An 18,484-nucleotide genomic window follows, 5' to 3' on the forward strand; every position below is an offset into this window, starting at 1 on the left:
ATCCAGACACTTCGGCGGCCTACTCAGCACCTGCGCCTTTTGATTGCCTCAGGTCCGCGTTATACATCAGATAAGTCTCGCTTGTTATGTTTACAAAACGTCCGGATATGGATAATCTGTAAGAAATCTAGCTCAATACCGTTTGCAGGACCTTACAACAATGCAGAAGCACAGCGTTTTGAAGCTTTTGGACAGGGATCATGTTGATAACCTCATTCGCCCTGATCGGATCCTGGAGGCGGTAAAAGAGGCGTTCATCCTGCACAGCAAGGATGAAGGTCAGGTGTTTCCCGTGGTCAGACAGGCTTTGTCCACTGGCGGTATTTTCGGAATCAAGTCGGGCGGGATCAGTGGTGAGGGAGTCTTGGGTTTCAAGGCTGCCGGCTTTTGGCCTGCCAATAGAAATCAGGATGGTGAGCCGCACCAGGCAACGATCATGTTGATAGACCCGGTAACGGGGCGTCCGCTCTGTGTAATCGACGGCAACACTGTAACCACCCTGCGTACAGGGGCCGCAGGTGCTGTCGGTTTGGAGCTGTTAGCTCGGCCCGATAGTCATCGTGTATGCGTATTCGGTACCGGCGTTCAGGCATCTATTCAACTGGACTATGCGCTGAAAGTGTTACCGAGCTTGCGCGAGGTGATCTACCTCACGGCGAACGGCAGCACAGATGCTCACTTCGAGTCGCGATTCTGCGACCGATACCGCATCACTCACAGCACACACGCTGACGGCGCGGTGAAGATCAGTGATGTCGTAATCACTGCAACGCCTGGTGGTGGTTCATTGTTCGATGCGGCATCCGTTCGACCGGGTACGCATCTGAACTGCGTTGGTGCAGATACTAAGGGCAAAAGGGAGTTGCCGGCGGGGTTATTGAATGTCGCCAGGGTGGTCGTCGACGACTACTCGCAAGCAACTCAAATTGGTGAATGCCAATGGCATGAAGGGATCGTGGTCACGGAAATTGGTGACCTGCTAACTGGTAAGGCAACCGTTTCACGGCGCACTGATGAAATCACGGTATTCGACATGACGGGCCTGGCGTTGCAGGACCTGACTGTTGCGCGCTTGTTGTATCAGCAAGCGAAGCTACAAAGTGTTGGACACGATATTTCGTGGCCTTGGTAACCATACAAGAGGACAGCGTCGTGGAATCTCTCACCCTCCCATCCTATAGCGATGTACAGGCGGCAGCCGAACGCATCAAGCCAGTCGCGAACCTTACCCCTGTTCTCACTTCCCGCAGCTTCAATGAAGAAGTAGGGGCAGAGGTCTTTTTCAAATGCGAAAACTTTCAGCGGACAGGCTCCTTCAAGTTCCGCGGTGCTTACAACTCGTTGGCCAAATTCAGCGAAGCACAGCGCAAAGCGGGTGTGGTCGCCTTCTCATCTGGCAACCATGCTCAAGGCATCGCCTTGGCTGCGAAATTGCTCAACATGCCTGCGACCATTGTCATGCCGACTGACGCGCCGGCAGCGAAGGTTGCGGCAACCCAAGGCTACGGGGCCACTGTAGTATTTTACGATCGCTACACTCAGGACCGCGAAGCCATTGGGCGGGCCTTGGCCGAAGAAAAGGGCATGACGCTTATTCCGTCCTACGATCACCCCGATGTCCTGTCCGGTCAGGGTACTGCAGCTAAGGAACTGATCGAATCAGTTGGCAACCTGGATGCATTGTTTGTGGGGCTTGGTGGTGGGGGCATGCTTTCCGGTACCAGCCTCTCCGTGCGTGCGCTCTCCCCAGATTGCGTGATCTATGGTGTAGAACCGGAGGCTGGTAATGACGGTCAGCGCTCTTTCCAGTCCGGAGAGCTCGTGCATATCGATACTCCAGACACGATCGCAGACGGTGCCCAGACCCAGCATCTGGGCAAGTACACCTTCCCGATCATTCTGGATGGTGTCAACGAAATCGTAACGGTCACGGATGAAGAACTCATTGAAGGCATGAAGTTCTTTGCTCAACGCATGAAAATTGTCGTTGAACCGACTGGCTGTTTGGGTATTGCTGCCGTGCGCAAGCTTAAGGAAAAAATCAAAGGTTTGAAAGTTGGAGTCATCATCACTGGCGGTAATGTAGATACCGAGAAGTACGCAAGGCTGATTCTGACCTGACTGCCAATAAGCGATCGAATAACTAGTACGCACTAGTTATAGCCGGGCGACGCAAAGTTGCCTGGCTGGGATTCCTGCGTTCAATTTTTACGATTACTACCTAACAACATGCCAGATAAAAACAATTCTGGTTTTATAAAAATGAGGTGGATATGAAAAGCCGCATCCTGCTCCGCGCCATTATTTCCGCAATGGTTATCGGCCTAGCGCTAGGCGCTGTATTGCATTCGCAACTTGATTCTGACTCGATTAAAACCTTGTCGGGATACCTGAACATGGTCACTGACGTATTTCTGCGCCTGATCAAAATGGTTATCGCACCGCTGGTCCTGGCCACATTGGCAGGAGGTGTAGCCAGTATGGCTGGTGGTGGCTCTGTCGGCCGGGTTGGCTTCAAGGCAATCAGCTGGTTTCTCGTAGCCTCGGTAGCATCCTTGGGCATTGGCTTGGTGTTGGCTAATATTTTCGAGCCAGGCGTTGGCCTTAACATGAGGGTGGATAATCAGCCTACAGGCTCGACAGGCCTCAATACTGCGGCATTCAGCCTCGCTGGCTTCCTTTCGCACGTTTTCCCCAAGAGCATCATCGAAGCGATGGGCAACAACGAAGTGCTCCAGATCGTTGTGTTCTCAATTTTCTTCGGTTGCGCCTTGGCATTCGTGAAGCGGCAAACCGGCAATACCAAGATTATTGAAATCCTGGATGAAGTGGCCAGCGTGATGTTCCGAGTGACCGACTACGTTATGTGCGTAGCTCCTCTGGCTGTGGCAGCCGCCATCACGTCGACTATTGCCGTACACGGCCTGGACATGGTTGTAAGCTTCGGCAAGTTGGTGGCCGAGTTTTTCCTCGGACTCGCCATTCTCTGGTCGCTGATCTGCACTGCCGGTTACATCGGTCTGGGTCAACGCTTCAAGGTATTGCTCAAACACTTGCGTGAACCAGTGCTGATCGCATTTTCCACCGCGAGCAGCGAAGCCGCCTATCCTCGCAACATTGCTGCCCTGGAAGCCTTTGGTACTAACAAGCGAGTTAGCAGCTTCGTCCTGCCTTTGGGTTACTCATTCAACCTCGACGGCTCGATGATGTATCAGGCCTTCATCGTCATGTTCTTAGCCCAGGCCTACAACATCGAAATGACCTTCATGCACCAGGTACTGGTTCTTCTGACGTTCCTCGTCATCAGCAAAGGTACTGCTGGCGTAGCTCGTGGATCGCTGGTGGTGCTGGCTGCCGGGCTTCCCATGGTCGGCCTGCCTGAGTCCGGCCTGCTCCTGATCCTGGCAATTGATCCCATTCTGGACATGGCTCGTACAGCAACCAACGTATTCGGTTGCGGTGTCGCAGCAGCTGTCATTGGCAAACATAGTGAAGTCGCGGAGCTCTCTGAAGAGCACAGCACTGTAACTCAAGCAGCTTGATCAATAACAATAAAGAGGATCAATTTTCATGCGTGCTAACCAATTGCAAGGTGTGAACAACAACTCGTTGTACGCTCGTACCTTCCGAGTCTCGCTACTGGCAGCATTGATTTTTGGTAGTTTCGCATATCCGCATTATGCGGGTGCGCAGGAGAAAGGCATGAATAACCCATCTACGGTGAGCCAGGCCAGCTTGCCGCGAGTACTGATTTTGACTACCGGTGGAACAATTGCCGGTGCCGCAACCGGACGGAATGAAGGGGCTTATACCTCCGGTGTAATTACTCCGCAGCAACTGGTCGACTCGGTAAAAGGTATTGGTGATTTGGCCCGTATTTCCACTGAGCAAGTCTCCAATATCGGTTCGCAAGATATGAATGATGTTATCTGGTTCAAACTCGCGAAACGTATCAAGCAGGCCTTCGATCATAAGGAGGCCGATGCGGTGGTAATCACTCATGGCACGGACACCATGGAGGAAACCGCATTCTTCCTCAACCAAGTACTTGCTTCTGACAAGCCTGTGGTACTGGTCGGCTCGATGCGTCCGTCGACCGCGCTGGGTGCTGATGGCCCCGCCAATATTTACCAGGCTGTGAAGGTTGCAACGGACAAGCAGTCCGCAGGGCGCGGGGTATTGGTGGCGATGAATGACACCATCGAGAGCGCACGGGACGTCACAAAGACCGACACAACCAGTCTTCAGACTATGCAATCGCCACACATTGGCACGGTAGGTTATGTGGACATGGGACATGTTCGGTTCATTCAGCGTCCTGTGGAACTGAGTAAACCACTGAGCTTGCCTCAAGACGGCAATCTGCCACGGGTGGAGATCATCTATGGCCACAGCAACATGGACACCAATCAAATAGAACATGCCATAGCTGACAAGGCCAAGGGCATTGTTCTGGCCGGCCTGGGTGATGGCAACGCCTCAAAGGAAGCACTAGTTGCGCTTGAGAAGGCTGCCGCGAAAGGCATTGTGGTAGTGCGTTCGACACGGGTAGCTCATGGATATGTGAACCGTGACGTTGAGATCGATGATCAGAAGAGCGGCTTTGTTGCTTCGATGGATCTGAGTCCACAGAAGTCGCGCATTCTCGTCCAACTGCTAGTTGCAAATAGCATCACCGATCCTGCCCAAGTCCAGCAGGCATTTTCCTCCATCAAGTAAATTCAAATCGGGGCCGGCCTCTGCATGGCTGGCTTCCGTTCGCTGTCGAGGCTAGACCCCTATGAATATCATCAAGACGGAACGTGCCTCTCAACCTGCCGGGCACTATTCGCAGGCTATCGCCCATCAGGGCACGCTCTATATCTCGGGCCAATTGCCTGTCAGTCCTGACGGCACTCACAACCTGCAAGCCGATTTCACCGAGCAGACGCGAATCACCTTGAACAATCTCCTGGCAATTCTGAGTGCTGCAGACTGCACGACGGATGACCTGGTGAAAGTCACCGTGTATGTCGCGGGAGTCAAGCATTGGCCCGCCTTTGACAAGCTCTACGCAGAAGTCCTCGGCGATCACCGTCCGGCTCGAGCCGTAGTGCCGGTTCCTGAACTTCACCACGGATACCTGGTGGAAATCGAGGCAGTAGCGAAGGACGCGAATCGGTCGTAAGTGATCGCTGATAGGTGTAAAGCTTTTTCCAACTTGGAGCGCCGAATGTTAACTGTGTCCTCAACCAAAGGTTGGCCATCAGGCTACGCAATCAACACGATCCCTAGTCGAGTCGAAGCCCGCTGGATCGATGCGTTCAGCAACATACCCACTGCCATTATCAGCGATTGCCTTGGCCGCAATGTGGGAGGCTTGGGACTTCGACCTTATCACGGTCGCGGCACAATGATCGGCTCCGCAGTGACCGTTCGGGTTCGCCCCGGCGACAACCTGATGACCTTGAAAGCGATTCAGCTCGTTCAGCCGGGAGACATCCTGGTGATTGACGGAAGTGGCGACCAGACCCGAGCTCTCATCGGTGGAATCATGCGGGCCATGGCAATTAAAGCAGGCATCGCTGGCATCATCGTCAATGGCGCACTGCGCGATAGTGATGACTGGCTGGACGGCCGCATGCCAGTTTATGCACTCGGTTGCGTTCATCGGGGACCGAGTACCGATGGCCCAGGGGAAATCAACGTCCCCGTATCTTGCGCAGGCCTGGTGGTCAATCCGGGCGATTTGGTGGTTGGGGATTCAGACGGCGTAGTGAGCTTATCCGCCAATCAGTTCGAAACGGTGCATCAGCGCAGCGTTGAGCTGCTTGAGCGCGAGGCTTCAATCATCAAGGCTATTGAGGACAATACCCTCGATCCTGACCGCTTCAACGCGATTCTGCGCAGCAAGGGATGTCCCCTTTGATCCCTTGCTACTTGATGTCGGCATAGACAGTGGTACGCGAAACGCCAAGATAGGACGCTATCGTTTCCATGGACTTTCGAACCTCCAACTGGCCTGCATCCTTCAGCTCCTGCAGCAATGCACGGCGCTCAGCAGTTTTGAGCGCCCTCGGGGTCGTTGAGATCCTGGCCGCAAATTGATCGATCCGGGCACGAATTGCGTCCGCGGTAGCTGCTTCCAGAGACTCATCTGGCCGATCACCGCCAAAGGATGCGAACTGCTCAAGCGTTACCTGCAAACCACGGAAGACAGTCAGGTCGATGTTCATGCATAGGGCCGCGACGTAACGCCCCGTCGAATCCTTGATACCGATGGATGTGCTTTTAGCTGCCCGACCATCCTTGAACTGGTTCGGGTAGTTGGCAATGACTTGGGGGTAGGCAGGATCGGCGATCCTGGCCAGCCCCAATTCGGTTGCAGGGTCACCTTCTTGCCGGCCGGAGAGGTTGTTGTGAATCGCAAGAATGGCATGGCTGGGATCGCGAAGATCATGAAGCACAACTTCGCAGAACGGACTGAAGGTTTTACTAAGCCCTTCGGCGATTTGTTCGAGTTGGCTGATTAGCGCTTGTTGCTCAGGGGTACTTTTTTTCATGTTTCAGATCATCCAGCCTTTCATTGAAGCGGTGGTTGAGAGAACAGAGAAGGCTCAGCTACGGAGACGTCGGCCTGCTGCGCCCATTGAATCGCTTAGGAACGAGCAAAGCGCTTGCAGCTTTCTGGCACGTTGTTTTCGGGTTGGAACGAGCAACAGGATCGGGGCTGATTCGAATTGCCAGTCAGCCAGTACCCGCACTAGAGCGCCGCTGGCAACTGCATCAGCGACGTCCCATTCAGACCGAAGCACGAGCCCTAAGTCTTGCTCTGCCCACCTGCGGGCCACACTTCCATCATTGGTCACCATAACAGGCGATATGCGCAAAGTGACCTTCTGGCTCCCCTTACGCGTATACCAGGCCGTAGCAAGTTCATCATTCTCGCGAATCGAGATGCAGCGGTGCCTGCCAAGATCATCGGGGTGCCGAGGTATTCCTTGCTGCTTCAAGTATGAGGGGGAAGCGCATAGCCAGCGCTCATTAGCCGCCAATGTTTGGGCTATCCAGGAGCTGTCGCTGATAGGGCCGATTTGTATTACGGCATCACAGTTCTGGCGAGCAGTCCAAGGCGACTCACGCAGATCAAGTTCCAGTTTCAACAACGGGTGCAGTTTTGCGAAACGGGCCATCAGTGGTGCTATGCGTAGCCTGCCGAATCCAAAAGGCGCGGCAAGTCTGATGTTGCCTCGGAGGTCACCATCCGATGACTCCATCGAATCCGACAGTTCTTCCAACTGTTCAAGCAGCCGCAGACCTTCATCGGCGAGCCGCTCACCTTCTTCTGTCAGGCGTAAACAGCGGGCATCTCGACTCGCCAGTCGAACGCCAAGATCCGCCTCGAGCCTTCTTAGCCGCATGGAGAGCGCAGGTGGTGACACCTGGAGATTTCGAGCTGCATCACTCAGCGATTTCGAGCGAGAAATCGTGGCGATCAATTGAAGGTCTGGGAAGGTAATCATGTAGTAAATCTTAACGTAAGAGTTACCAAGCGTTAATCAATAATTTTCGAATGCACGTAGATTCCTAGATCCATTCACCTAGTTGGAGATCAGACTGTGAGCCCGATGCTCGAAACTCTCAACACCCCAGCAGCACTCATCGATATTGCCCGTATGCAAAGCAACATAACTCGCATGCAACTCCAGGCAGATCAGCTCGGGGTCCGCTTGCGTCCTCATGTGAAGACTTCGAAATGCCTGCAAGTGGTACAAGCGCAGATAGCCGCGGGAGCGGCAGGCATCGCGGTATCAACGCTCAAGGAGGCTGAAACATTTTTTAAAGAGGGCATATCGGACATCCTTTATGCAGTTGCTATCGCTCCCTCAAAGCTAAGCAAAGCCTGGGCATTACGCAGCGCCGGCTGCTCACTCAAGATCATCATTGATAGCCTCGTTGGTGCCCAGGCCATCGTAGAGTTTGCTCGAAGCCGAGACTGCAGTTTCGACGTGTACATCGAAATTGACAGTGACCATCACCGTTCGGGAGTCCGTAGTGACGCCCCCGCCTTGGTTGAAATAGCTAGTGCGCTACACCATGGCGGAATCGCTCTGTTAGGCGTAATGACGCATGCCGGAGAAAGCTACAAGCTCAATACCCCAGAGGCACTGCGGGCAATCGCAGAAGTAGAGCGCCGTGAATGCGTTGCAGCGGCCGAAGCCATTCGCGCAGCCGGGCTGCCGTGCCCGGAGGTCAGCGTGGGTTCAACGCCAACTGCGCTGAATGCCGTTGATCTAAATGGTGTGACCGAGTTGCGCGCAGGTGTGTACGTGTTTTTCGATTTGGTCATGCACAACACTGGGGTATGCACTCTTTCTGAGCTGGCGTTGAGCGTACTGACAACCGTTATTGGCCACCAGCGAGAAAAAGGCTGGATCATCACGGATTCGGGATGGATGGCGATGAGCCGTGACCGCGGTACCCAATCCCAGACGAAGGATTTCGGGTATGGGGTGGTCTGTACCCTGGAGGACGAGCCGGTTGAAGGGTTGCTGCTGCGAAGCGCAAACCAGGAGCACGGCATCGCGTCTTTTGATTTGCCTGGCATTGATGTCGTGTCGGAATACCCAATCGGTACACGCCTGCGCATCTTGCCGAACCATGCCTGCGCAACAGGTGCGCAATTCCCTAACTATGACGCCGTGCATCGAGACGGAAGCATTGAACAGTGGGCCCGCCTGTATGGCTGGTAACAAAAGCTTTTTCGAAGACCAACGCCGGTAATCGGCCTCGGTTCCTTTTTGAGGAAGACTTGGCGGGCCCACGCACCCACCAGTCTTCCTCTTTTTTTACAACCCACTTGGGTGTCGCCATGGAGTTCGATTTGAATGAGCAAGCAGCTTAAATTCAGCCATAAGATACTGCTGGTTGCGGCCGTAATTGTCAGCCTTGCCCTTGCGGCGTTTGCAGTGTTCAACGCCTATCTGCAGCGCAACGCAATCGATCAGAGTTTGCGCGCTACGCTGAGCGAGACGGGGAAGGTCACGGCGAGCAATATCGCCTATTGGCTCGACGCCCGTGTCAAACTGATCGAAAGCGAAGTCCAAGTCCTGGCTCGAGACAGCTCACCAGCGGTGCTTGTCGAAGTACTTGGCCAGACGGTCTACACGAATAATTTCGACCGGACCTTCTTGGGTGAAACGAATGGCACCTACACTGCCCGACCCGCGTACACTCCTGCCGCAGGTTATGACCCGCGCAAACGACCTTGGTACATCGCGGCCACTTCAGCCGGCGCGACGGCTATCACACCCCCCTATGTATTCGCCTCGACGGGCAAGTCGGGATTGACCATCTCGACACCATTGCAACGAGATGGCCACCAGGTTGGGGTTGTAGCAGGTGATCTGAATCTGACCACGTTGATCGATATGCTCGCCTCCCTGGATGTAGGTGGTTTGGGAGAAGCATTTCTGGTCGACTCAGATGGCAAGATCCTGGTCAGCAGCCATCCATAGTGGGCGCTCAAGGATCTTAAAAGCGTTTTCCCAGAAGGACACCACAACGCTAGCACCTGGATTCAGCACAACGCGCCAAGCCGGGATTGAACGCATGGTGAGCTTTATTCCCGTGACAGGCCTGCCGTCGGTCAAATGGTTTCTCGGCCTGAGCATCGATCAGCAAAAAGACTACCCCCAGTTACCAAATCACGGAACCTGGTGTTCATCGCGACCATCTTGGCGGTAGCCATCATCCTCGTGTTGTTGGGGTTGCTCATTCAAGTGTTGCTCAAACCATTGCGCGAACTGACCGCAACGATGGACGACATTGCAGAGGGGGAGGGGATTTAACACGCCGACTTCCGTTCGATGCCTATGATGAGTTTGGGGCCCTGGCTAGCGCATTTAACAGGTTTGTCGCTCGCGTGCAATCATCAATCTGCGGCGTTGCCAGCAGCACTGCTGGGTTGAATGACAGCACTGTGCGAGTCGTGGATGCCTCTCAAGCTTCAATGCAGCAATCCGATGTTCAAGTCCAACGCACCAACGGTGTAGCTGCGGCGATTAATCAACTGCGTACTGCAGCTCAAGAAATCGCCCATAATGCTGCCCATGCTTCAGGAGAAGTGAGCCAAGCGCGTGCGCAAGGAGAAGAAGGCCAAGCGGTGCTTGCCCAGGCACTGTTGTCCATGCAGGCGCTCTCTACAAAGATCGGTATCAGCTGCTCGCATATCGAAGCGCTGAATGGAAAAGCAGCGAACATAGGGCAAATTCTGGAGGTAATCAGGGGCATTTCTGAGCAAACAAATCTACTCGCCCTGAATGCCGCGATCGAGGCCGCAAGAGCTGGGGAAGCGGGCCGCGGATTCGCAGTCGTGGCTTACGAAGTACGTTCGTTGGCGAGCAGGACATAAAGCTCGGCCCAGCAGATTCAGCAGATGATCGAGGAGCTGCAGACAATGATGCTGTCGCACTGATTCAGGAAAGCCAGCTGCAGAGTAGGCAAAGTGTTACGGTAGCTGAGCAGGCAGGCATGAGATTAGGAAGCGTCACTCACCTCATGAGCGGAATCGATAGCCAGATTCAGTCGGTGGCCGCGGCCACGAAGGAACAGACTGCAGTGGTAGAGACGCTGAACAAGGAAATCTTCGAGATCAATTCCCTCAATCAGCAGAGCGTCAACAATCTCGCTGCTGCGCTTTTGGCATGTCGGGCTTTCGAGCAGGAAGCTGCACGACTACAAGAATTGGTGCGTGGCTTTCAGTATTAGTGGTTGAGTAACGTCTTCCATCAACAGAAAAGCCACTGTGAATAAAACTCACAGCGGCGAGCGATGTCATTTTCGAAAGAGGCTTCAGCCAACACTCGATCTTGTAATCAACTTCTGTGCGAGAACTGATGTCTGAGCTTTGTTGAAAGAGCCCAAGGAAGTTCATTCATAGACTGCACGACAATGTTTGCTCCGGCGCCATTGAGCAGCGCGTAGCTGCTCTGCGCTGACAGCCCGATGGTGAAGAGCCCGGCTGCCTTTGCGGAAAGTACGCCTGGTACGGAATCCTCCACAACGACGCACTCTATGGGGCTCAGACGCAACGTCCCCATTGCATTGAGGTATACGTCAGGTTTTGGTTTAGGCGCGTGCTTCCCTTGGTCTGCACTGAATACACGGGAAAAACAATGATCGATACCTGCCTTGCCCAGCACGAAGTCAACATGTGCCTGGCTCGCATTCGAGACAATATATTTGGGGTATGGAATGTCTCGAAGGGCGTCTACAGCACAGGCAATGGGTTGAAGCTCCGTCTCCAACGCCGTGCGCAGCGTACGAGCGAGTAGTTGCGCGAACTCTACAGGCAAGCTATCTCCGTACCATTGTTCGAGAAATTCCAAACAATGACTCCGACTATGACCCAATAGCTGCTCGCACCAAATATCGAGGCTAACGTACAGGCCCAGATGCTGCGCAGCGATCGCTTGAAAGGTTCTGTACGCCAGGGATTCGCTATCCACAAGCGTTCCATCACAATCGAAGAATATATGCACGTCAGGCTTGCTCAATCATCTTCACAAGAAATGGTTTCGCTACCCGGATGTAGTCTTCGGAACTGAGCACCATCGACGTTTCCAGGCTTCCAGCATTGAATGCAATCTCCGAGTATCGGATGAGCAGTTCCGGATCCACTACTAGTTCGAGGCTGGGAGCAAAGTAAAACGGCGGGATGGCGCCAATCTGACAACCAGTGACGTCTTCAGCTACTGACCGCTCTGCTATCTTGACCTTCTTCATACCTAAGCCCAGGGCCAGCCGCTTGTAGTCGAGCTTTTGATCAGCTGGCATCACTGCCAGCAGCAGGCTCCGATCGCCTTCGGATGAAATAGCTGAACACACCAAGGCTTTGGCACCTTGTCCGACTTCTGTACCCCTCGCGGCGGCCACTTCGAATGACTTACCTGCGGCTGAATGGTTGTTAAGCCGGAATCGGCAGGAGGTCTCGTTGAGTAGGTCAATAAGTCGCGTATGAGTGTTCATTACGGCACACCGGAAATGAGGATCTTGCATAAGTACGAAATGTAGGGCTTATAATGACATTTTGTCAACTTATGGACATAGTGTCCGTATCATGAGCAAGAGCGATGCGGGCTATGACTATTGAGTCTCATTAGTCCCTTTGCAAGTCATTACTGCACTACTCGGCAGCCATAGCTGCAGCCGGAGAGATGCGATGGTTTCAGAAGAGACCGCTGACACAGCACATACAATCCGCTGGGCTTTTGCATCTGACGCCGAAACCCGTGTAGAAGCTGTGGTCTGAGTCGCCCGAGGTTTAATGAGATGGTCAGCCTGACCGAGAAGCCCTGCAGGTTTACGCTTGCAGGGCTTTTCTCGTTTTCGGCGGAGGATCTCTCATGAACACGATGACGTTTCTCGGTATCGACATCGGCAAACACAGTTTCCACCTGCATGGCCAGGACGCCAAAGGTCATCAGGTGTTGCGCAAAAAAACCAACCGCGGCTAATTGCTCAGCACATTGGCCCAACTGCCGGCCTGCACGGTGGTGATGGAGTCTTGCGGCGGCGCCCTCTGGCTGGCTCGACAGATCGGTGCGTTGGGCCATGAGGTGAAGCTGATTGCCTCGCAGTACGGCAAACCCTTCGTCAAAGGCAACAAAAACGACTTCATTGATGCCGAAGCGATTTGCGAGGCGGCGAGCCGCCCCACCATGCGCTTCTGCTCGATCAAAACCGCAGAGCAGCAAACGCTTTCAGCCCTGCATTGTGTCCGCGATTCATTGATTAGCCAGCGCACCGTCGCGACCACCCAGATTCATGGTTTTCTGCTGGAATTCGGGATCAGCCTGCCTGTTGGTGTCGCTGCGCTACACTGTGTACCGACATTGCTCGACAATCCGCCGCAACCGGTTCCATTGCGTTTCAAGAGATTGGTGATGCGTCTCTACCGCCAGATTCAACGCTTTGACCGTGGCGAAGTGGCCGCCGGCAAACAGATCCTTGAGTGCTTGTGGGACGGCGTAGCTCAGCTGGCGGCCATAGCCAAAGTTGCGACCCTCACGCAGACCGACCAAGGCCATCATCATCACCGTTTTCGTTTGTTTGCAGAAAGAGCAGCAAGGCTTTCCAGTGGGGGCTGAGCCTGTCCATCTGCTGCCAGTGTGTCGGGCGGATCAGGAGGACGTTCTCCCGGTGTTGCAGCAGCGCCCCTTCCTCACGCAGTTGCTCGATCAGCAGGGCGATGTTGGCAGGCTCCAGGTGTGGTGTGGCGATAGCGGCGACAGTGGCGACAACCCGCGTCGTTTCTGGCCTGGGGCGTGGCGACAGGGTGGCGACAGAGGTGGCGACACGCCGCGATTCTGGCTGCGGTTGATGTTGCGCTTGGTAGCGGCGCACCGCGTCATTGAGGCGGAACATGGCGTACCTCGAAGGTTCTTCCATCGCGACTGCTCAGCCAGCGATGCGTGATCAGTACGACCAATAAAGAGGCGGTATGGTCAGCGCTCTTGCGGGCAAAACGAGGACCGTTGCGATTGACGTCGCGGATGCTGAAGTGGGTCCAGCCTTTCTGCACCAGCCAGCGCAACAGCCGATCCGCCTCTTCGCGTCGGCTATTGTCTGGCTCCTGTTCGGTCAGGCGCTGGATCTCGGCCAGGTAGTAATCCATCAACGTGGAGGCGCGCTGGATGTGTCCTTTGTCCAACGCACTGGCCTCTTCAACCATGGCCAATACACCCGCGATGCGCAGTACGTTCGCCGCGGCCTTGAGCGCTCACCGTATCGGCACGACGTTGTGGCCCCTGGTTTGATTGATCGCAGATGCCGACAGGTTGCCAGTGGCCGCTTTCTGGATGTGCTCACTCCACCAAGCCATCATCGGACGCCGACGCTCGATGTAGTCAGCTCGGTTGTAAGCGCTTCGGACGAATACCACTGAGGGGGTTAGCGAAAATCAGCCCGGAGTTTACCCCGTAGGTCATGATTTCGTTGAGCCGTTGGCTCAGTCACTTCACTGTATCGAGGCTGCCTTTGGCCTCGATTGGGCGAAGCAGTTCGATGACCATCGGTGCGGTAATTTTCGAGAGCGGCGTTGTTTTTAGATCTGGAAATACATGCAGCGTGAGCGAACGCCAAATGTCTTCGGTGTACGCCGGCGTGACGGAGTCCTTCTTCAATTCGAACCAGGCGGTGGCCACGTTCTCGAACGTATGTTCCGTCTCCGCTCGTTTGGCTTCGTCCTGTGCGTTGCATTGCACCTTGGGATCAATGCCTTGTGCAAGCAGCTCGCGCGCTTCAACCACTTTTTTCCTGGCGTTCGCTAGTGACAGCTCTGGGTACGTGCCCAGCCCCATATTGATACGGTTTTTGGTTACCGGCTCGCGGTAGTTGAAATTCCACAGCATCGTCGAACCGCTGGTAGCCTCTCAATCTTCGACATATGGGCCACTTCGAAAATTTAATTTTTTTTGATTTTAAGAAAAGGATTATCGGGAGGGGGCAATTCAAAAAATAGCTTTGGCACCTCAATCAGATACCCCTTCAAGGTGGTTTTCTTCCTCGGGCCTTGCACTTGGCATACCCAGATGTTCTGACCGTTGTCTCGCTTTTTGTGAACCTTCAGCTTCTCAAACTGCTTCTGCACCCAACGCCATTCTTCAATCTCTCGATCGGCCCCTTGAGAGATACCAGGAAACTCCTGCGCGTAGCGTTGGAAAAGTCCCGGTGTTACCAGAAACACCAAACCGCTCACGGTGTGCACCTTGGCCTTGCTCTCGTTGATGATCAGCTTGTGGCTTAGGATGCCTTCCTTGACCCAATTCAGGAATGCCTGGCCAGGGTTGTCCGAAGTGGGATTTGAAATTCCGAGAGCGCTTTCTGACGGTTCTTCACGAACCTCAGGTTCTGCCGAGTCGAACATATCCAGTAGCGTTCCGAGATAGTCGGCATCTTCCATCGCTATGGGATCTGGTAAAAAGGAGCTTTGACGCGATCCTGTACTAGCAGTCTTAGCCCCTGGTGGTGATGCCGGAGCGTCAGTCGAGTGGTCATCGGCTGCCACGCTCAACGTTCCGCTGAAAGCCTCGGGGCGGTCTTCGTTCCCCCATATCAACGCCGGCTGAAGGCGCAGAAAGGTAAAGCTCTGCTTCCAGTTTCCCTGTGTCACGAGAGCGGTCCAGATGGCTTTGCCTTCCGGGGTAGACTCGACTAACCCATGCGACTGCAGTTCGTCGAACACCGCGATATTGGACGAGGGAATGCCCTCAATCGATTGCGACAGCAGATAGGCTCGCAGCTTGTCCGTGACCGTCTTGCTGACGAGCCACAGCGCGTCCTGGGTCAGCCATGCTGCGGCACCTGGCTGGTTGAGTTTCAGTTCGTGCTGAACCAGATGACGCAGTCCGCTGATCAAGTGATGTTGCAGCGAATGAATCGGCGCTTGCAGCGCCTTGTTCGGGTTGCCACCGATGTTCTGTGCGGTGGAGACCCGGTCGGCCTGAATGACCAATTCTCCCAGCACGCCGGCACGTTCGTATTGGCCCGCCAGGACATACAGCAGGCAGGCCCACAGGGATGGAAATCCACTGAGCCAGTCCAAGATAGGTCGGTCGAGAATTTGGGTGTAGAGCAAGCCTGCGGCGGCGCCGTGCAGGTGGTAGTCGCGGCCTTTGACATAGCGAAAACGGTAGGGCTGATCCAGGGGGCCGTGCCAAGGATGCCAAAGACGGCCATCCTGACGCTCGACCTGCAGGTCCACGGCGATCTTGCCGATGTCATGCAGCAGGGCACCGTAGGCGATGCCGGCGGACCAGGCGTCGGTCTGGGCGGCTTGGTCTTCAGGCGCGGCACCGGTGGGAAGCAGATACGACTGACGCAGTTTCAAACTGCAAGCGACCAGTTCCAGTCCATGGTCGAGCATGCCGCCGAGATACGCATGGTGGTGATTCTCGCTGGCCGGGAGTTGCTGGACCTGTTCGGCGTAGCGATGGATCGGATTTAAATAGAACTGGGTGAACTGCGCGTGAGAGAGGGCGGTGTACTGCCAGATGCGATCGAGCAACTGACGGCGGTGTTCCGCGGCTAACAAGCTGTGGGCCGACTCGATGGGCAGGTAACCTTCGGCGACGCTCACGGTCGGCGGCGGGGGCTTCTGCCTTTTGGGGCGAAACAGACTGAGCATCGTGACCTCCGGGAAGTGGTTGGGTCAGTGGCTTTATAGCCTTTTCGGATAGAGCTCTTACCCTTGAGTCCCCATTCCCTTCCAACCCTTACCCATCCTTTTGGCTTGTGTCCCTTTGTGCGGCAATCGGAATATGGATACTGCTAGGCATCGTTTTGTTGAGGGCTGGTATGGAAAAGAAAAGAGTCGGTACACTGCGAGGAAAATTTTCTAGGTCTTGCCATGAACCTCACTGACGCCACGCTCGTGCTGCTGCTCGCGGCACGTATCCATGGGACCGACGAAGCCGTCAGGGCCTCGGCGAAGAGCGTGGTCAAGAAGTTGCCACGCAGTAAACGCGATCTGATCTACAAAGTGATCGACAGCCGTAGTCCGCTCGAGCTGGTGGATTTTCTGGCGCAGAACCTGGATACGGAATGACATGTTGCGGGGCTGCCCATCTGTTGTTCTTCGCGTCAGAGTCCCGCAGTGCCGGGCTTTTTTCTGAGCGCAGAAAAAAGGGCTCAACTCGCGTTGGGCCCTGTGAAGCGTTTGCAGTGGTGAGGTAACAATTAAGCTCCATCGTTCATGCACAGTGAGTCATCCACGACGGGCTTCAGTTGCTGCTCCAGGTTGAGCACATACTCTGAGGCGCTTCGGGCGTGGCCACTGGCACGAAAGATTGCGCGCTTGTCTGCCTTGAGCAGGCTGAGCCAGGAGTCGATGTAGCCCTCGTGCCTCAGCTCTCCCTGTATACCGGTGTAGGCACATAAAAACGCCGCACCCATTTCGGCGATCAACTCCTCAAACGCGTAACCTGGCGAGCCGAACGGACAGAATGAGGTCACGCCTTCGCGCTGCAATCGAGCGTAATGACCGGTCCAGTGCGTCAGTTCGTGCAGTGCGGTGGCGTAGTACCCACCTTCATCGTGAAATTGCGCTTTTGTCGGCAGTTGGATGAGATCCCTGATCGGGTGGTAAAAGGCTTCGTCGGCAGATCGATGAACGATGTGTGCCCCCGAACTTAACAACAGATTTTCCGCAGCACTGCTGGCTAGGAAGGGATCGGTCGGGTCCGTATCGAGCAAGGTTTCGTTGAACGTTTCAAGCCCCTCCGTCTGCTCGATGTTGAACAGAAAATGCGTCCTGAGAATGCCAAAGTGAGCGACCTTGGGCTGACCGTTTTCATCGAGGACCGGTTGGCCTGATTCATTCTGTTCCTCGCGCTCCATCGGCTTGTAGAGCACTGCCTGAGTGCTGTGCTCACCCTTACGGATGTGCCCACCGGCTTTTTTGGCTTGATTGAAGGTCAGCCAACGATCTTGAGTGAACCCCTGCAATCGGGCCTCGGCCCAGAGCAACGGTAAATTGATGCCTGAATAGGGACGCTGTGTGACGGCGTTAATGGGATAGGGTTGGTGATGACTGACGTCAGCTGAGCCACTTGAGGACCAGGGTTTGATCCAGGGGGCAACGCCTTTGTCTAACGCGGTAACGATCTTGTCAGTTACGTCTTGGTAGATATCGCGCATGGCATTTTCCTCGAGAGAAAACGGAGGAACGCCTTGCCCGTCGGGGAGGGTTCCCCGGTTGGGTGATTTGCCAGATTGATGCAGGTCTTGCATACCGTCCGAATGTGAGTGTGAGCGCCGAGTACAACCATTTGCGCTTAGCGCTGGTGCTCTCCTGCAAGAGCTATCAGTAAGGCGTTAGGCTGGTCTGGCTCGAGTAGCATGCTAAGGCTCAGTTGCAGCAACGGGTTTTGGCGTGGATGACCCGTTGACGCGATGTGGGCCACCTCGAACAGCACATAGGGCTCGTGTGGAGAGGCCAGGTGTGCCTCGAAGGCTGCGCGCAATACGTTGGTCAGCCGATCGACCTGCAGCTTCTCAGCGTGATCAGAGTGCTCGAGCAGTACTGCGCGTTGCCACGCGCCAGGCGAGAACACAATGGGCAACTGTAGGGTGTTCAGTGCTTCCGGTGTAAGTGAGTCGGACATGGTGTGCCTCCGTTGAAAACGCGAAGAAACCTGTCCCGTGCAGGAGATAATTTCCCCGCGGTGGGTTGAAGAAATACAAGAAGGTTTGCCTGGCGAGCGGAGCTCAGAAGACGCTCAAAAGAGCAGTAGGCGTTCATCACCGTAAAACGGTGACCGTGCGAGCTACCGAACGCTAATCGCACTTGGGGAAGAACCATCACCGAAGTGACGTAGCCTTGAAGGTTCTGGCTGCCTGGGAAGGAGCTGTCGATAACAGCGATCCGTACCTTGTATTTAGCGGAGCGATTTATACGGGTCAACCTCCGAAGAAAAGCTGTGTCCTGATGTTCGTCTTCTAT

At 54.7% G+C, this 18,484-nt stretch carries 19 protein-coding genes and 5 pseudogenes; 13 read left to right on the plus strand and 11 right to left on the minus strand.

Annotated elements, in window-relative coordinates:
* Window positions 1-160 precede the first annotated feature (160 nt).
* From BLL36_RS22385 to BLL36_RS22410, 6 genes are all read left to right on the plus strand, one after another.
* A complete protein-coding gene (locus BLL36_RS22385; RefSeq protein WP_076953621.1) occupies window positions 161-1,132 on the plus strand; it encodes an ornithine cyclodeaminase family protein in 972 nt (323 codons plus the stop codon).
* A gap of 20 nt (window positions 1,133-1,152) precedes the next feature.
* The gene (locus tag BLL36_RS22390; protein ID WP_076953789.1) at window positions 1,153-2,121 is read left to right on the plus strand and encodes a threo-3-hydroxy-L-aspartate ammonia-lyase; all 969 of its coding nucleotides are present in this window, start codon (window positions 1,153-1,155) and stop codon (window positions 2,119-2,121) included.
* Between the two features lie 152 nt (window positions 2,122-2,273).
* Window positions 2,274-3,542, plus strand: coding sequence for a dicarboxylate/amino acid:cation symporter (locus BLL36_RS22395; protein WP_076953623.1), 1,269 nt, complete (start codon window positions 2,274-2,276; stop codon window positions 3,540-3,542).
* A 28-nt stretch (window positions 3,543-3,570) separates the two neighbouring features.
* Window positions 3,571-4,719: an asparaginase gene (locus tag BLL36_RS22400; RefSeq protein WP_076953625.1), complete on the plus strand. Its 1,149-nt coding sequence runs from the start codon at window positions 3,571-3,573 to the stop codon at window positions 4,717-4,719.
* Between the two features lie 61 nt (window positions 4,720-4,780).
* The gene (locus BLL36_RS22405) at window positions 4,781-5,167 is read left to right on the plus strand and encodes a RidA family protein (protein WP_076953627.1); all 387 of its coding nucleotides are present in this window, start codon (window positions 4,781-4,783) and stop codon (window positions 5,165-5,167) included.
* Window positions 5,168-5,212: 45 nt separating this feature from the next.
* Window positions 5,213-5,908 (plus strand): RraA family protein, encoded by a 696-nt coding sequence (locus tag BLL36_RS22410; protein ID WP_076953629.1) that lies wholly within the window; start codon window positions 5,213-5,215, stop codon window positions 5,906-5,908.
* Window positions 5,909-5,915: 7 nt separating this feature from the next.
* Here BLL36_RS22410 and BLL36_RS22415 read toward each other — a convergent pair whose 3' ends face one another.
* Complete coding sequence (locus BLL36_RS22415; protein WP_076953631.1) at window positions 5,916-6,542, minus strand: helix-turn-helix transcriptional regulator; 627 nt, start codon at window positions 6,540-6,542, stop codon at window positions 5,916-5,918.
* A 54-nt stretch (window positions 6,543-6,596) separates the two neighbouring features.
* Window positions 6,597-7,502, minus strand: coding sequence for a LysR family transcriptional regulator (locus BLL36_RS22420; RefSeq protein WP_076953632.1), 906 nt, complete (start codon window positions 7,500-7,502; stop codon window positions 6,597-6,599).
* Window positions 7,503-7,598: 96 nt separating this feature from the next.
* Between BLL36_RS22420 and BLL36_RS22425 the strand changes: the two genes are divergently transcribed.
* The 5 genes and pseudogenes from BLL36_RS22425 (at window position 7,599) to BLL36_RS31745 (ending at window position 10,749) form a co-directional block, all read left to right on the plus strand.
* Window positions 7,599-8,732: an alanine racemase gene (locus tag BLL36_RS22425; protein WP_076953633.1), complete on the plus strand. Its 1,134-nt coding sequence runs from the start codon at window positions 7,599-7,601 to the stop codon at window positions 8,730-8,732.
* A gap of 135 nt (window positions 8,733-8,867) precedes the next feature.
* Entirely contained in the window at window positions 8,868-9,497 is a 630-nt protein-coding gene (locus BLL36_RS31730) for a cache domain-containing protein (RefSeq protein ID WP_165448121.1), read from the plus strand.
* 201 nt (window positions 9,498-9,698) lie between these two features.
* Window positions 9,699-9,830 carry a hypothetical protein gene (locus BLL36_RS31735; protein ID WP_267903542.1) on the plus strand — a complete coding sequence of 44 codons (132 nt, stop codon included), beginning with the start codon at window positions 9,699-9,701 and terminating at the stop codon, window positions 9,828-9,830.
* Between the two features lie 161 nt (window positions 9,831-9,991).
* Window positions 9,992-10,390, plus strand: a pseudogene (locus tag BLL36_RS31740) (methyl-accepting chemotaxis protein); the annotation flags it as partial.
* A 149-nt stretch (window positions 10,391-10,539) separates the two neighbouring features.
* The gene (locus BLL36_RS31745; RefSeq protein ID WP_165448120.1) at window positions 10,540-10,749 is read left to right on the plus strand and encodes a hypothetical protein; all 210 of its coding nucleotides are present in this window, start codon (window positions 10,540-10,542) and stop codon (window positions 10,747-10,749) included.
* A 107-nt stretch (window positions 10,750-10,856) separates the two neighbouring features.
* Here BLL36_RS31745 and BLL36_RS22435 read toward each other — a convergent pair whose 3' ends face one another.
* Together BLL36_RS22435 and BLL36_RS22440 are read right to left on the minus strand one after the other, a co-directional pair.
* On the minus strand, window positions 10,857-11,522 hold the full coding sequence (locus tag BLL36_RS22435; protein WP_076953635.1) for an HAD family hydrolase: 666 nt from the start codon (window positions 11,520-11,522) through the stop codon (window positions 10,857-10,859).
* Window position 11,523: 1 nt separating this feature from the next.
* Complete coding sequence (locus BLL36_RS22440) at window positions 11,524-12,009, minus strand: YbaK/EbsC family protein (protein ID WP_076953637.1); 486 nt, start codon at window positions 12,007-12,009, stop codon at window positions 11,524-11,526.
* A gap of 377 nt (window positions 12,010-12,386) precedes the next feature.
* Between BLL36_RS22440 and BLL36_RS31985 the strand changes: the two are divergent.
* Window positions 12,387-12,953: pseudogene (locus BLL36_RS31985) on the plus strand (IS110 family RNA-guided transposase); the annotation flags it as partial.
* Here the strand turns inward: BLL36_RS31985 and BLL36_RS31340 are convergent.
* From BLL36_RS31340 to mobH, 5 genes and pseudogenes are all read right to left on the minus strand, one after another.
* Window positions 12,951-13,070, minus strand: a pseudogene (locus BLL36_RS31340) (integrase domain-containing protein); the annotation flags it as partial. The pseudogenes BLL36_RS31985 and BLL36_RS31340 overlap by 3 nt on opposite strands.
* Window positions 13,048-13,407 (minus strand): hypothetical protein, encoded by a 360-nt coding sequence (locus BLL36_RS22450; RefSeq protein ID WP_076953639.1) that lies wholly within the window; start codon window positions 13,405-13,407, stop codon window positions 13,048-13,050. The gene BLL36_RS22450 and the pseudogene BLL36_RS31340, both read right to left, overlap by 23 nt.
* Window positions 13,391-13,756: pseudogene (locus tag BLL36_RS22455) on the minus strand (YfjI family protein); the annotation flags it as partial. The gene BLL36_RS22450 and the pseudogene BLL36_RS22455, both read right to left, overlap by 17 nt.
* Before the next feature lie 6 nt (window positions 13,757-13,762).
* Window positions 13,763-14,405, minus strand: a pseudogene (locus BLL36_RS22460) (phage integrase central domain-containing protein); the annotation flags it as partial.
* A 41-nt stretch (window positions 14,406-14,446) separates the two neighbouring features.
* Window positions 14,447-16,168 carry a MobH family relaxase gene (gene mobH, locus BLL36_RS22465; RefSeq protein WP_076953641.1) on the minus strand — a complete coding sequence of 574 codons (1,722 nt, stop codon included), beginning with the start codon at window positions 16,166-16,168 and terminating at the stop codon, window positions 14,447-14,449.
* Window positions 16,169-16,390: 222 nt separating this feature from the next.
* Here mobH and BLL36_RS22470 point away from each other — a divergent pair, with 222 nt between their 5' ends.
* The gene (locus BLL36_RS22470; RefSeq protein WP_032803416.1) at window positions 16,391-16,588 is read left to right on the plus strand and encodes a DUF7740 domain-containing protein; all 198 of its coding nucleotides are present in this window, start codon (window positions 16,391-16,393) and stop codon (window positions 16,586-16,588) included.
* Window positions 16,589-16,719: 131 nt separating this feature from the next.
* Here the strand turns inward: BLL36_RS22470 and BLL36_RS22475 are convergent, their stop codons facing one another.
* The gene (locus BLL36_RS22475) at window positions 16,720-17,679 is read right to left on the minus strand and encodes an ArdC family protein (protein ID WP_076953643.1); all 960 of its coding nucleotides are present in this window, start codon (window positions 17,677-17,679) and stop codon (window positions 16,720-16,722) included.
* A gap of 137 nt (window positions 17,680-17,816) precedes the next feature.
* Window positions 17,817-18,146, minus strand: coding sequence for a hypothetical protein (locus tag BLL36_RS22480; RefSeq protein ID WP_076953645.1), 330 nt, complete (start codon window positions 18,144-18,146; stop codon window positions 17,817-17,819).
* Window positions 18,147-18,484 lie beyond the last annotated feature (338 nt).

The sequence above is a fragment of the Pseudomonas cedrina subsp. cedrina genome, assembly GCF_001983175.1.
Classification (GTDB): domain Bacteria; phylum Pseudomonadota; class Gammaproteobacteria; order Pseudomonadales; family Pseudomonadaceae; genus Aquipseudomonas; species Aquipseudomonas cedrina.

Excerpts from the sequence above, each read along its gene's own strand:
- BLL36_RS22385 (WP_076953621.1), top strand. The coding sequence starts at position 161 with ATGCAGAAGCACAGCGTTTTGAAGCTTTTGGACAGGGATCATGTTGAT.
- BLL36_RS22395 (WP_076953623.1), top strand. The coding sequence starts at position 2,274 with ATGAAAAGCCGCATCCTGCTCCGCGCCATTATTTCCGCAATGGTTATC.
- BLL36_RS22400 (WP_076953625.1), top strand. The coding sequence starts at position 3,571 with ATGCGTGCTAACCAATTGCAAGGTGTGAACAACAACTCGTTGTACGCT.
- BLL36_RS22405 (WP_076953627.1), top strand. The coding sequence starts at position 4,781 with ATGAATATCATCAAGACGGAACGTGCCTCTCAACCTGCCGGGCACTAT.
- BLL36_RS22410 (WP_076953629.1), top strand. The coding sequence starts at position 5,213 with ATGTTAACTGTGTCCTCAACCAAAGGTTGGCCATCAGGCTACGCAATC.
- BLL36_RS22415 (WP_076953631.1), bottom strand. The coding sequence starts at position 6,542 with ATGAAAAAAAGTACCCCTGAGCAACAAGCGCTAATCAGCCAACTCGAA.
- BLL36_RS22420 (WP_076953632.1), bottom strand. The coding sequence starts at position 7,502 with ATGATTACCTTCCCAGACCTTCAATTGATCGCCACGATTTCTCGCTCG.
- BLL36_RS31730 (WP_165448121.1), top strand. The coding sequence starts at position 8,868 with ATGAGCAAGCAGCTTAAATTCAGCCATAAGATACTGCTGGTTGCGGCC.
- BLL36_RS31745 (WP_165448120.1), top strand. The coding sequence starts at position 10,540 with ATGAGCGGAATCGATAGCCAGATTCAGTCGGTGGCCGCGGCCACGAAG.
- BLL36_RS22440 (WP_076953637.1), bottom strand. The coding sequence starts at position 12,009 with ATGAACACTCATACGCGACTTATTGACCTACTCAACGAGACCTCCTGC.
- BLL36_RS22450 (WP_076953639.1), bottom strand. The coding sequence starts at position 13,407 with ATGTTCCGCCTCAATGACGCGGTGCGCCGCTACCAAGCGCAACATCAA.
- mobH (WP_076953641.1), bottom strand. The coding sequence starts at position 16,168 with ATGCTCAGTCTGTTTCGCCCCAAAAGGCAGAAGCCCCCGCCGCCGACC.
- BLL36_RS22470 (WP_032803416.1), top strand. The coding sequence starts at position 16,391 with ATGAACCTCACTGACGCCACGCTCGTGCTGCTGCTCGCGGCACGTATC.
- BLL36_RS22475 (WP_076953643.1), bottom strand. The coding sequence starts at position 17,679 with ATGCGCGATATCTACCAAGACGTAACTGACAAGATCGTTACCGCGTTA.
- BLL36_RS22480 (WP_076953645.1), bottom strand. The coding sequence starts at position 18,146 with ATGTCCGACTCACTTACACCGGAAGCACTGAACACCCTACAGTTGCCC.